This is a genomic window from Stenotrophomonas sp. GD03777, assembly GCF_029842485.1.
In the GTDB taxonomy this organism is placed as follows: Bacteria; Pseudomonadota; Gammaproteobacteria; order Xanthomonadales; family Xanthomonadaceae; genus Stenotrophomonas; species Stenotrophomonas sepilia.
Genome location: NZ_JAOCGL010000110.1, coordinates 1 through 11,752, shown reverse-complemented (window position 1 = coordinate 11,752; position 11,752 = coordinate 1). Strand labels below are relative to the sequence as shown.

The following is an 11,752-nucleotide window of genomic DNA, read 5'->3' as shown; positions in this document are numbered from 1 at the left end:
GCTGGCCGCGATCGATGCCGCCGCCAAGCAGTGGCGTCGCCGCCTGCGCTGCGAAGCCACGCCGCCGGCCAGCATCGAGGCCCATGAGCTGGGCGACCTGCTCGCTCATGCCTTTCCCGATCGAATTGGCTTCCAGCATCCCAGCGATCCTCTGCGCTACCTGCTGGCCAATGGCCGCAGCGCGCGCCTGCACGAGCTGAGCGACCTGCGCGGTGAGCCGTGGCTGGTGGCCAGCGAACTGCGCTTCGAGGCGCGCGATGCACTGCTGCTGCGTGCCGCACCGGTGGACGAGGATCGGCTGCGCAAGGCGTGGCCGGATCGCTTCGTCACCGAAGACGTAGTGCGCTGGGACAGCGAGCGACGCGCCCTGGTGGCACTGCGCGAGACGCGTTTCGACCGCATCGTGCTGGACAGCCGCTCGGCCGGCCGGGTCGATCCGCAGCACGCCGCGCAGGCACTGACCGGCGCGGTAGCCGAACTCGGTCTGCAGGCGCTGCCGTGGACCGAGGGCCTGCGCCAGTGGCAGGCGCGCGTCGAGTCACTGCGGCGCTGGATGCCGGAGCTGGACCTGCCCGACTGCAGCGACGCGGCCCTGCTGGCCAACCTCACGCAGTGGCTGCAACCCGCGTTCGCCGGCAAGAGCCGCCTGGACGCGCTGGATGAGGCCAGTTTCGGCGAGGCACTGAAGTCGCCGCTGGAATGGTCACAACGGCAGCTGGTCGAGCGTAATGCGCCGACCCGCATCACCGTGCCGTCCGGGCTGGAGCGGCCGATCACCTACGCGTTGGACAGCGAGAGTGGTGATCCGCTGCCGCCGGTGCTGGCGGTGAAACTGCAGGAACTGTTCGGCCTGGCCGACACGCCGCGCATCGCCGATGGCCGCGTGCCGCTGACCCTGCACCTGCTCTCCCCCGGCGGCCGCCCGCTTCAGGTCACCCAGGACCTGCGCAACTTCTGGGAAAACACCTACGCCGAAGTGAAAAAGGAAATGAAGGGCCGTTACCCGCGCCATCCATGGCCGGATGATCCGTGGACAGCCACGGCCACGCACCGGGCAAAGCCGCGCGGAACCTGAGGGCGGGGTCGGATCCATTGCATCGCAATGGGCTCTGACCCCATACACCGCGCCGGGGTCAGAGCCCTTTCCCAAAAGAAAGGGATCCGCCCCACCCTGCCTGATCCTGAATGGCTGCGGTAGAGTCACACCACGTGCGTCACCGGCTGACATACCGTTTACGGGCAACGCGCGACACTGGACTTCGACCCGAGGCAAAGGACCCCCGCATGAGCAAGCTGACCGTAATCACCGACCGCGCCCTGGAGCGCGCCCTGGAGCTGGCCCATACCGCCGGCGATGGCCTGAAGAGCGCCGGTGGCAGCCTGCGCAATGCGGACTGGATCAAGACCGGCGCCGCCATCGGCGCAGTGAAGACCGGCGGCAAGGCCGCGACCAAGTTCGTGCGCCGCAATCCGGCCGTGGCCGTGGCCGCTGCTGCGGTGGGTGTTGGCCTGCTCGGCTATGCGCTGTACCGCAAGCAGCAGAAGAAGAAGGCCGCCAATGGCCACGTGGTGAATGGGCAGGCGCAGCGCATCAGCGCGCGTGACCGCCGCAACGACACCGTCGTGGACGAGCACAGCGATATCGGCAGCGACGCGTGAATTTGCCAGGGTCGGACCCCTTCCGCGGGAAGGGCTCTGACCGCAAGGCACTGCATGAGGGCCGAACGCCGCAAGGCCTCCGGCCCTTTCTGTGTCAACCAATCTGCCGCCACTGCCCGGGCTGCAGGTCCTCCAGCCGGTACGGTCCCATCGACACCCGCACCAGTCGCAACGTCGGCAGGTTCACCGCTGCAGTCATCCGCCGCACCTGGCGGTTGCGGCCCTCGCGGACCGTGATCGCCAGCCAGCTGTCCGGCACGGTCTTGCGGAAACGGACCGGCGGATCGCGCGTCCACAGCGTCGGCGCCGGGTCGAGGCGCTCGATCTTCGCCGGCAGGGTCGGCCCATCGTTGAGCACAACGCCATCGCGCAGCTGTTGCAGCTGCTCGTCACCGGGCGTGCCTTCCACCTGCACCCAGTAGGTCTTGTCGGCCTTGTGCCTGGGGTCGGTGAGCTTGTGCGCCAGCGTGCCGTTGTCGGTCAGCAGCAGCAGGCCCTCGCTGTCATGGTCCAGGCGGCCGGCGGCATACACGCGCGGCGGCAGGCCGAACCCGGCCAGGGTCGGCCGCGGCGGCACGCTGCGGTCGGTGAACTGGCAGAGCACGTTGAAGGGCTTGTTGAAGGCGATCAGCATTGCAGGCACGGCGGGCGGCGGGTAAGGCATTGTCCCACGCCTCGCGCCAGGCGACTGTAGAACCGGAGGCAGCGGCAGGAGCCGCTGCCAACGTCGCATGCGACGGTCCGAAGGGTGCCGGTCAGGACGGCCGGCATTGCCCACGCTCGGCTGCTGTTGTGCTCCGTCGCGCCGCGCGCGATGAGCCGAGCATCGGCTCGGCTCTACAGGGCAATCCGCGCTGGCAATACGGCGTGCCGGCTTACGGCTTGATGAAGCGCAGGGTCATGCGGTCGCTTTCACCGATCGCCTGGTACTTCGCATCATCGGCCTTGTCGTGCTGGTTGGTCGGCGGCAGCGTCCACACGCCATTGGGGTGGTCCTTGGTGTCGCGCGGGTTGGCGTTGACCTCGCTGCGCGCGTCCAGCCTGAAGCCGGCGGCCTCGGCCATTGCGATCACCTGCTGCTGGCCGACATAGCCGGTGTCATCGTCGTCGGCCACGTCGGCCTTGGCGCGATGCTCGACCACACCCAGCACGCCACCCGGCTTGAGCACGTTGAAGAAGCCCTGGAACATGCCCTGCGCCTGGCCGGCCTTGCGCCAGTTGTGCACGTTGCGGAAGGTCAGCACCACGTCGGCTGAATTGGCCGGGCCGAACACCGGCTTGGCCGGATCGTAGGCGACGACGGCGGTCCTGCCGAACTGCGCGGGTGCACCGGCGTACTTCTTTTCCAGGCTGTCGCGGCTGCGCTGCTGGTAGTCGCGGCCGCGACCCTCGGGCACCGCCATCGGATCGACCACGGCAGCCACATAGTGGCCCTTGTCATGCAGCAGCGGCGCCAGGATCTCCGAGTACCAGCCGTTGCCGGGGGTGATCTCGATGACGGTCTTTCCCGGTGCCACCTTGAAGAACGACAGCGTCTGCGCCGGATGGCGGAAGCCATCGCGCTTGACGTTGTTGGCATCGCGGGTGGGCGCCTTTACCGCCGCGTCGATGGCCGGCAAGACCTCGATCTTCGCCGGTACCACCGTGGCCGGTGCAGCGAACGCGGGAACAGCGGCAAGCAGGGCCGAAGCAAGCAGCAGGCGGCAACCACGCAGGGACGAAGCAGGCATCATCGGGACGACTCCAGCGGAAGATGCGGCGAGACTAGCAGTCGCAGCGTCCCAGGTGTTCACAAAACGTTAGCGGCGAGCGCGTCGCGGAACACTGTTTTGTGGTCGTCGCCGCAGCACGGTCACACATCGCGTTCTATTCTGGAACACTTCCCCCAAGGAGTCCGTGCCCATGACGGCAACCCGCGAACTGGGCCGTTCCGGCCTGCATGTACGTCCGCTCGCCTTCGGTGGCAACGTGTTCGGCTGGAGCGCCGATGAGAAGGCCAGCTTCGCCCTGCTCGATGCCTTCGTCGATGCCGGCTTCAACCTGGTCGACACCGCCGACGTTTACTCGGCCTGGGTGCCGGGCAATGTCGGCGGCGAATCGGAGACGCTGATCGGCAAGTGGTTTGCCCGCAGCGGCAAGCGCGACAAGGTGGTGCTGGCAACCAAGGTGGCCAAGTGGGCCGAACGCCCCGGCCTGACCCCGGACAACATCAATGCGGCGGTCGAGGATTCGCTGCGCCGGCTGCAGACCGACGTGATCGATCTGTACCAGGCCCACGAGGATGACGAGTCGACGCCGCTGGAAGCCACGCTGGCCGCATTCGGCCGCCTGATCGAGGCCGGCAAGGTGCGTGCGATCGGTGCTTCCAACTACAGCGCCACGCGCCTGGCCGATGCGCTGAAGGTGTCCACCGACTACAAGTTGCCGCGTTACGAAACCCTGCAACCGGAGTACAACCTGTATGACCGCGCCGGCTACGAAAAGGAACTGGAACCGCTGGTGCAGCGCGAGCAGATCGGTGTGATCGGCTACTACGCGCTGGCCAGTGGCTTCCTCAGCGGCAAGTACCGCACGCCGGCCGATGCCGCCAAGAGCCCGGCGCGTGGCGAGACGGTGGTGAAGCGCTATCTGAACCCGCGCGGCCTGCGCATCCTGCAGGCGCTGGATGACGTAGCCAGCAAGCACAGCGCCAGCGCTGCGCAGATCGCACTGGCCTGGCAGATCGCGCGGCCGTCGATCACCGCGCCGATCGTCAGCGCCACCAGCGTCGAACAGCTGCACGACCTGCTGGCCGCAGCCAACGTATCGCTGAGCGTGCAGGATGTCGCGCAGCTGGATGCCGCCAGCGCCGAATCATGAGACCCGGTTGTGCCGGCCGCTGGCCGGCATGACACAGTCAGGTAGTGCCGGTCGCTGGCCGGCATCGCGCGGTAAAGAAGGAAATAATTGAACAAAATGGTTGCGCGCGACTAAATCGTGGTTTATCGTGCGCACCTCGTTTCAACACCCACGGGAAACTTCCCTTGAACGCGCATTCCGTCGCCATCGCCAAACTGCTGCCATGCCTGCGCATGGACCGGCCGGCGCGCGCGTTCGGCAAGGAAGACCAGCTGACAACGGCCTGATGCCCGCCCTGCGGAGATCGGCCACCCCGATCTCCGAGGCCTGACGACGCCCTCGGAACGCAAGTCCCGGGGGCGTTTTCGTTTGCGTCGGCACAAGGACCCGCGATGCCAGAACTGCACCCCGCGCGGCGACCCGCCGCTCACTGATCCAGGTTTTTCTGCCGCGCCGGAGGATTTTCTCCGCGTGCACGGCAACGCCTGGACATTATCTGCATCGCACCCAAACATTATCGCTCGCCGATAATGTCGGTGGCCTGCACCCTCGACTACCAACGGTCCCGTTTCAACCACGGGCTGGTGCGCGCGGCGTTGCCGTGGCGTATGCCGGAGGTCGCGGACATGCCATCGCCTGGATCGCCTGCTGGAGGCAGGCGCCGGTTCGCCGGTACGCGGTTCGATTCCGCGCGGTTCACCACTGGATAGCTCAGTCGGGTAGAGCAACGGATCCTGATTCCGTCTGTCGTGGGTTCGACTCCCACTCCAACCACATGACCTGTCACGTCATGACTTGAAGCAACACCTGGGGCGCAAGCCCCAGCGGCCATCGTCGCCGTCCACGGTCACTGCCTTCGGGCGGGGGCGTGGAAGGCAACGGACCGCACGCCGGGCCTCGGCCCGCTGTCACTGCCAGCCACGTTCCGCCCCGGTGCTGCCTGCCGGGAACGACGATGGCAGCACTGCCGGTGCACCGAAGGCTCCGCGCGCGGACCGTCCGCCGATGGCCGCCCTCTTCCGCTGCCTGCACGTGGTGTGCAGGCGGCCCCGCCACGACCCGATCGACCCGGGTCATGGCGATTCATCCGCAACGGGTCGAACCACCAGAGCCATACAAGGAGAGACTCCCATGTTCTGGACCATCAAGGTCGTGATCGGCGACGGCGAGCGCGGCCTGGTGTATCGCAACCGTCGTTTCCAGCAGATCCTGCTGCCGGGCGTGCACCGCCTGTCGCCGTTCGGCGGCCGCCCGCAGGTGGACATCCACACCGCATCGAAGGGCGCGGCCTACACCGGCAGCGACCAGGACAGCCTGATCGAGGCACTGGGCGCGCGGTTGGACACGCACTTCGTGCTGGCCAACGTCGGCGCCAGCGAAGTTGGCCTGTTGCTGCGCAATGGCCGCATCGATGAAGTGCTTCCGCCGGGCAGCCGCCGCCTGTACTGGCGCGGTTCTGTCGACACCCAGGTGCGCGTGATGGCACTGGGTGACGAGCCGCGCGTCCCGGCGGACGTGCAGCAGCGGCTGGGCCAGCTGGGCGTGCTGCCGCGTGTGGCGGTGATCAGCACCGTGCCGAGCGAGTCGGTGGGCCTGCTGTTCATCGATGGCACGCTGCGGCAGACGCTGGACGCCGGCCTGCACGCGTTCTGGAACTTCAACGGCAACGTGTCGGTGGAGCGTGTGGAGCTGCGTGCGCGGTCGCTGGACGTGTCCGGCCAGGAGCTGCTCAGCCGCGACAAGGTGACCCTGCGGGTGAACCTGGCCGCGACCGTGCAGGTGGTCGACCCGGTGCGCGCACACCGCTCGCTCAGCAATGCTGATGAGTTCATCTATCGTCAGCTGCAGTTCGGCCTGCGCCAGGCGATTGCCGCGCGCAGCCTGGACGAGCTGCTGGGTGACAAGGCGGCACTGGACGGTGAGATCGCCGCCCATGTGCAGGCCGCGATCGAGGGCCACGGTGTACGTCTGCTTGGCGTGGGCATCAAGGACGTGATCCTGCCGGGCGAGATGAAGGAGATTCTCAACGGCGTGGTGCTGGCCGAGAAGCAGGCCCAGGCCAGCGTGATCCGCCGCCGCGAGGAGGCCAATGCCACCCGTTCGCAGCTCAACACCGCAAAGCTGATCGAGGACAACCCGGTGTTGATGCGCCTGAAGGAGCTGGAGGCGCTGGAGAAGGTCACCGAGAAGATCGACAAGCTCACCGTGTTCGGCGGCCTGGACGGCGTGCTGAAGCAGCTGGTGACGATCAGGTAGGGGCTCGCGGTGGCGCAGGGACGCGCCGCCGGCCCATCAAGGACATACACGAAGACATGGACACTCAATACAATTATCAATGGCTGCATGCCGAGGGCAGCACGCCGATCAAAGGCTGGGTCAACGGCGTGCCACTGGAGGCGCAGGCGCATGAGCAGCTGCGCAACATCGCCGCGATCCCGTTCGTCGGGCCGTGGGTGGCGGTGATGCCGGACGTGCACCTGGGCAAGGGCGCGACCGTCGGCTCGGTGATCCCGACCCGCGGTGCAATCATCCCGGCGGCGGTCGGCGTCGACATCGGCTGCGGCATGGCGGCCGTGCGCACCACGCTGCGCGCCAACGACCTGCCCGATGACCTGCGGCAGCTGCGCAACAGCATCGAGCGCAGCATCCCGGTCGGCAACGGGCGCGGCGGCGAGCATCAGCGCATGCCCGACAGCATCCACACCCGGCTGGTGCAGTCCGGGCTGGCCGTCGGCCTGGAGAAGATCAAGGACAGGCACCGCAGGATCCGCACCGACAAGCTCGACCGCCAGCTCGGTACGCTGGGTGGCGGCAACCACTTCATCGAACTGTGCCTGGACGAGACGGATACGGTGTGGGTGATGCTGCACAGCGGGTCGCGCGGTACCGGCAACCTGATCGGTACCTACTTCATCGAGAAGGCGCGCGAGGAACTGGCCCGGCGCGTGCTGGGCTTCCACCTGCCGGACAAGGACCTGGCGTTCTTCATGGAAGGCGAGCCGCTGTTCGATGACTACGTCGAAGCCGTGTCGTGGGCACAGGACTACGCCCGGCAGAACCGCGAGGCGATGATGTCGCGCGTGCTGGCCGAGATGCGCCACCGGCTGCCGAAGTTCCAGCTGGCGGCGATGGCAGTGAACTGCCACCACAACTACGTGCAGAAGGAAACGCACCACGGACAGGAGCTGCTGGTGACGCGCAAGGGGGCCGTCAGTGCCCGCGAGGGTGAGCTGGGCATCATTCCCGGCAGCATGGGCACGCGCAGTTACATCGTGCGTGGCAAGGGCAACGCGGACAGCTTCAACAGCTGCAGCCACGGTGCCGGCCGGGTGATGAGCCGTGGCGCCGCGCGCCAGCAGATCACGCTGGCCCAGCATCGCGAGGCCACCGCGCATGTGGAATGCCGCAAGGACAGCGGCGTGCTGGACGAGTCACCGGCCGCGTACAAGTCGATCGACGATGTGATGGCCGCGCAGTTGGACCTGGTCGACGTGGTGCACACGCTGCGCCAGGTGTTGTGCGTGAAGGGGTAATGGAGCGGTGCCGGCCAAGGCCGGCACCCACCGCACCCAATTGCAGTAGATCCACGCCATGCGTGGATGGAACGGCGCCGACCAAGGTCGGCCTCTACCTGTGCAACGTTCAGCGCGCGCTGCTGTCCTCGGCCACCAGCGCGTGGTGCACGCCGATACCTGCCCGCACGCCCTCGGCAGCGGCCAACGTGATGTTGCCGACCGTGGTCGCATCGCCTGCGGCATACACGTTCGGCACCGAGGTCTGCTTCATCGCATCGACCTCGATCAGCACGCCCAACGGGCTCTCGGCCAGCACGCAGCCGAGCTGCTGCACCAGCGGCGTGGCCATCGCCTGGGTGGCCGGCACGAACAGCGCACGCTGGGCGATGCGGCGGCCATCGGCCAGCTCCACTTCCAGCCAGGTCGGCTGGTCGCCCTGCACGCCCAGCACCGGCGACGTCTCGATCCGCACGCCACGCTGCTGCATGGCAGCCCGTTCCTCATCGGTGATCGGCAGGCCCTGGCTGAAGAAGGTGACATTGCCCCAGTCGGCAAAGAGCGGCGCCTTGCCGGCGGACATCGGATGCCCACCAAGCAGCCCGATGGCGCCACCGCCCACTTCGTAACCGTGGCAATAGGGGCAGTGCAGCACGGTGCTGCCCCAGCGCTCGGCCAGCCCGGGCAGCTCCGGCAGCTGGTCGGCGATACCGCTTGCCAGCAGCAGCTTGCGCGCGGCGAGCACCTGCCCATCGGCGGTTCGCACTTCCACACCCTCTGCGCCGGCGGTAGCCTGCACGGCCTCGGCATGCACCCAGCGCACGCTGGGGTAGTCCAGCAGCTGCTGGCGCGCGGCCTTCAGCAGCTCGGCACCGCTGATGCCATCCAGCCCCAGCACCCCGTGCGAATGGCTGGCGAAACGATTGCGCGGCAAACCGGCGTCGATGACGGTGACCGGGCGGCGGGCACGGGCCAGGATCAGGCCCGCAGCAATGCCGGCATAACTGCCGCCGACGATGAGCACATCAGGATTCATGGTGACCTTCCAGGGAGCGGTGATGGGCGAGGTGGCGGGCGAAGTCGGCGCCGAGCTTGTCCAGTGTGGTCGCCCGCAGGCGCTGTTCGAGCAAGCGCTGTGCTTCGCGTGCACCCTCCAGCAAAGCGCTGTTGACCAGCTGCTGGATCGGGCAGCCGCCGCCGGAATCGCGGGCGCCGACCTGCACCAGCGGTGGTGCGCCCACAGCCAGATAGATGTCATGCAGGGTGATCGTTGCAGCATCACGGGCCAGGTGGCTGCCACCGCCATGGCCACGGGCGCTGCGAACCAGGCCCGCCCTGTGCAGCTGCGCCAGCAGGCGGCGGATCACCACCGGATGGGTCGGCAGGCAGGACGCCAGCTGCTCGGAGGTGCGCGGGCCGTCCTGGCCGACCAGATGCGCCATCACGTGCAGGGCGTCGGAGAGCGGGTTCGCGGTCTTCATGTAACTACGATAGTTACATTTATATCCCCTGTCCAGGGTCCACATTCGTTCCATACGGACACATTTGTCCTATGAAACAGTTCCTTCACATCACTAAACGAAACGCTAATGTGATTTCCGTCGCACTTCAGCGGGAGCTTGGCGGGTCGATACCGCAATGCCCCTTCCCGAGAGTGCTTCCCCATGAATGCGTCTGTCCGTGCTCCGCGCCTGCAGTCCAAGCTGCTCGGCGCGGTGTCTGTTGGCTTGGCCGTGGTCCTGCTGTGCGCGCTGGCTGGCCTGGCCTCCGCCTGGTTCAAGTTGTCCACCGAGGTTCCGCCCGAAGTCACGCACAGCCGCGACGCCGAACGCCTGCAGCGTGAGTTCCGCGGCCAGGTGCAGGAATGGAAGAACGTGCTGCTCCGCGGCCACGACGACGCGTTGCGTCAGCGCCACCTGGACGCTTTCGACAACGAAGGCCGCCTGGTCGAACGGCTGGCCAAGGGCCTGGTGACCAGCCCGGACGCGCGCACGCGTGAACTGGCGCAGGCGTTCGTTGGCCTGCACGCGCAGCTGCAGCAGGACTATCACGCGGCGCTGCAGGCATTTGCCGCGGCCGGCTACGATCCGGCCGCCGGCGACAACCTGGTGCGCGGCAAGGATCGCGCGGTGGCGACCGCTCTGGATGCACTGAGCGCGCATGCCACGCAGGTGGCCGAAGCGGCGCTGGCGGCACGTGCGCAGCAGGCGCGGCAGACCCTGCTGCTGTGCGCGTCACTGACGGTGCTGGCCGCGGTGCTGTTGCTGATCGGCCTGGCCTGGTGGCTGCGGCGCGCCGTGGTGCAGCCGGTACTGGCGGTGGAAGCCGCTGCACGCGCAGTGGCTGCCGGCGACCTGCAGCACGTGGTGCAGGTGCGCAGCCGCGACGAGATCGGACGCCTCGCCCAGGCGATGCAGGCGTTGCAGTCCACGCTGCGCGGCGTGCTGGATGCACAGGCCGCGATGGCCCAGGCGCACGAGGCCGGCACGATCAGCCATCGCATGGACGCCGCTGCCTTCCCCGGCGCGTTCGGCACCATGGTGGCCGACTGCAACACGCTGGTCGACGCACACATCCGGGTGAAGATGCGCGCGATCTCGATCATGGGCCGCTACGCCGTCGGCGACCTCAGCCAGGACATGGAACGCCTGCCCGGCGAGAAGGCAGTGATCACCGAAGCGCTGGATGCGGTCAAGCACAACCTCGGTGCGATCAACGGCGAAATCCGCCGCCTGGCCGAAGCGGCGGCCGCCGGTGACTTCAGCCAGCGCGGCGACAGTGCGCGCTTCGAGCATGATTTCCATGCGATGGTCGAGGGCCTCAACCGCCTGATGCAGACTACCGAGCTGAACCTGGGCGAGGTCTCCAGCATGCTGCGTGCCATCGCCGGCGGCCGCCTCGGCGCGCGCATGCACGGCGATTTCCAGGGCGTGTTCGCGCGCATCGCCGGCGATGCCAACACCACTGCCGCGCAGCTGGCAACTATCGTCAGCGACATCAAGCATGCCTCCGGCAACATCCATACCGCTGCCGCAGAGATTGCCGCCGGCAACAATGACCTGTCGCGCCGCACCGAACAGCAGGCCGCCAATCTGGAAGAGACCGCGGCATCCATGGAAGAGCTGACCTCCACCGTGCGCCAGAATGCCGAGCACGCGCGCCAGGCCAACCAACTGGCGATCGGTGCACAGAGTGTCGCCTCACACGGTGGCAGCGTGGTCGGGCAGGTGGTGGCGACCATGGGTGCGATCGAAACGTCGTCGCGGCAGATCGCCGAGATCATCAGCGTGATCGATGGCATCGCGTTCCAGACCAACATCCTGGCGCTGAACGCTGCGGTGGAAGCGGCACGCGCCGGTGAGCAGGGCCGCGGATTCGCGGTTGTCGCCAGCGAAGTGCGCACCCTGGCGCAGCGCTCTGCGGCGGCGGCAAAGGAGATCAAATCGCTGATCGAGGCGTCGGTGGAACAGGTCGGTGAGGGTGCGCAGCGCGTGCGCGAGGCCGGTGACACCATGGCCGAGATCGTCGCCTCGGTGCAGCGCGTGACCGACATCATGGCCGAGATCTCCGCGGCGTCGCAGGAGCAGAGCGCAGGCATCGAACAGGTCAGCCAGACGGTGATCCAGATGGACGGCACCACCCAGCAGAACGCCGCGCTGGTGGAAGAAGCCAGCGCCGCGGCGCGCAGCCTGGAACAGCAGGCGAACCGGTTGATCGATGCGGTGGATGTGTTCGACCTGTCG

10 protein-coding genes and 1 tRNA gene are annotated in these 11,752 nt (G+C 67.5%); 7 read left to right on the top strand and 4 right to left on the bottom strand.

Annotated features, from left to right (window positions below; genetic code table 11):
• The coding region (locus N5E02_RS17715) for an ATP-dependent helicase C-terminal domain-containing protein (RefSeq protein WP_279946560.1) at positions 1-1,075 on the top strand (1,075 nt) is incomplete at its 5' end.
• A 209-nt stretch (positions 1,076-1,284) separates the two neighbouring features.
• The gene (locus N5E02_RS17710; protein ID WP_005420251.1) at positions 1,285-1,659 is read left to right on the top strand and encodes a hypothetical protein; all 375 of its coding nucleotides are present in this window, start codon (positions 1,285-1,287) and stop codon (positions 1,657-1,659) included.
• Between the two features lie 94 nt (positions 1,660-1,753).
• Here the strand turns inward: N5E02_RS17710 and N5E02_RS17705 are convergent, their stop codons facing one another.
• Together N5E02_RS17705 and N5E02_RS17700 are read right to left on the bottom strand one after the other, a co-directional pair.
• Entirely contained in the window at positions 1,754-2,293 is a 540-nt protein-coding gene (locus tag N5E02_RS17705; protein ID WP_065177857.1) for a pseudouridine synthase, read from the bottom strand.
• Between the two features lie 241 nt (positions 2,294-2,534).
• Positions 2,535-3,392: a class I SAM-dependent methyltransferase gene (locus tag N5E02_RS17700; RefSeq protein ID WP_139727978.1), complete on the bottom strand. Its 858-nt coding sequence runs from the start codon at positions 3,390-3,392 to the stop codon at positions 2,535-2,537.
• Between the two features lie 169 nt (positions 3,393-3,561).
• Between N5E02_RS17700 and N5E02_RS17695 the strand changes: the two genes are divergently transcribed.
• From N5E02_RS17695 to N5E02_RS17680, 4 genes are all read left to right on the top strand, one after another.
• Positions 3,562-4,518: an aldo/keto reductase gene (locus N5E02_RS17695; RefSeq protein ID WP_065185891.1), complete on the top strand. Its 957-nt coding sequence runs from the start codon at positions 3,562-3,564 to the stop codon at positions 4,516-4,518.
• A gap of 682 nt (positions 4,519-5,200) precedes the next feature.
• Positions 5,201-5,271 (top strand) — tRNA-Gln (locus tag N5E02_RS17690).
• A gap of 357 nt (positions 5,272-5,628) precedes the next feature.
• Complete coding sequence (locus N5E02_RS17685) at positions 5,629-6,753, top strand: slipin family protein (RefSeq protein WP_065177854.1); 1,125 nt, start codon at positions 5,629-5,631, stop codon at positions 6,751-6,753.
• Between the two features lie 56 nt (positions 6,754-6,809).
• On the top strand, positions 6,810-8,030 hold the full coding sequence (locus tag N5E02_RS17680; RefSeq protein ID WP_279946559.1) for an RtcB family protein: 1,221 nt from the start codon (positions 6,810-6,812) through the stop codon (positions 8,028-8,030).
• Between the two features lie 109 nt (positions 8,031-8,139).
• Here the strand turns inward: N5E02_RS17680 and N5E02_RS17675 are convergent, their stop codons facing one another.
• Positions 8,140-9,045: an NAD(P)/FAD-dependent oxidoreductase gene (locus N5E02_RS17675; protein WP_065177852.1), complete on the bottom strand. Its 906-nt coding sequence runs from the start codon at positions 9,043-9,045 to the stop codon at positions 8,140-8,142.
• Positions 9,035-9,490, bottom strand: coding sequence for an Rrf2 family transcriptional regulator (locus tag N5E02_RS17670; protein ID WP_065177851.1), 456 nt, complete (start codon positions 9,488-9,490; stop codon positions 9,035-9,037). Before N5E02_RS17670 ends, N5E02_RS17675 begins: the two co-directional genes overlap by 11 nt.
• Positions 9,491-9,673: 183 nt before the next feature.
• On the opposite strand from N5E02_RS17670, the gene N5E02_RS17665 reads away from it, so the two are divergent.
• The coding region (locus N5E02_RS17665; protein ID WP_279946558.1) for a methyl-accepting chemotaxis protein at positions 9,674-11,752 on the top strand (2,079 nt) is incomplete at its 3' end.

What these genes read in the sequence shown, in the direction of transcription:
- N5E02_RS17700 (WP_139727978.1), bottom strand. Translation starts at nt 3,392, where the DNA reads ATGATGCCTGCTTCGTCCCTGCGTGGTTGCCGCCTGCTGCTTGCTTCG.
- N5E02_RS17705 (WP_065177857.1), bottom strand. Translation starts at nt 2,293, where the DNA reads ATGCTGATCGCCTTCAACAAGCCCTTCAACGTGCTCTGCCAGTTCACC.
- N5E02_RS17695 (WP_065185891.1), top strand. Translation starts at nt 3,562, where the DNA reads ATGACGGCAACCCGCGAACTGGGCCGTTCCGGCCTGCATGTACGTCCG.
- N5E02_RS17670 (WP_065177851.1), bottom strand. Translation starts at nt 9,490, where the DNA reads ATGAAGACCGCGAACCCGCTCTCCGACGCCCTGCACGTGATGGCGCAT.
- N5E02_RS17710 (WP_005420251.1), top strand. Translation starts at nt 1,285, where the DNA reads ATGAGCAAGCTGACCGTAATCACCGACCGCGCCCTGGAGCGCGCCCTG.
- N5E02_RS17685 (WP_065177854.1), top strand. Translation starts at nt 5,629, where the DNA reads ATGTTCTGGACCATCAAGGTCGTGATCGGCGACGGCGAGCGCGGCCTG.
- N5E02_RS17680 (WP_279946559.1), top strand. Translation starts at nt 6,810, where the DNA reads ATGGACACTCAATACAATTATCAATGGCTGCATGCCGAGGGCAGCACG.
- N5E02_RS17675 (WP_065177852.1), bottom strand. Translation starts at nt 9,045, where the DNA reads ATGAATCCTGATGTGCTCATCGTCGGCGGCAGTTATGCCGGCATTGCT.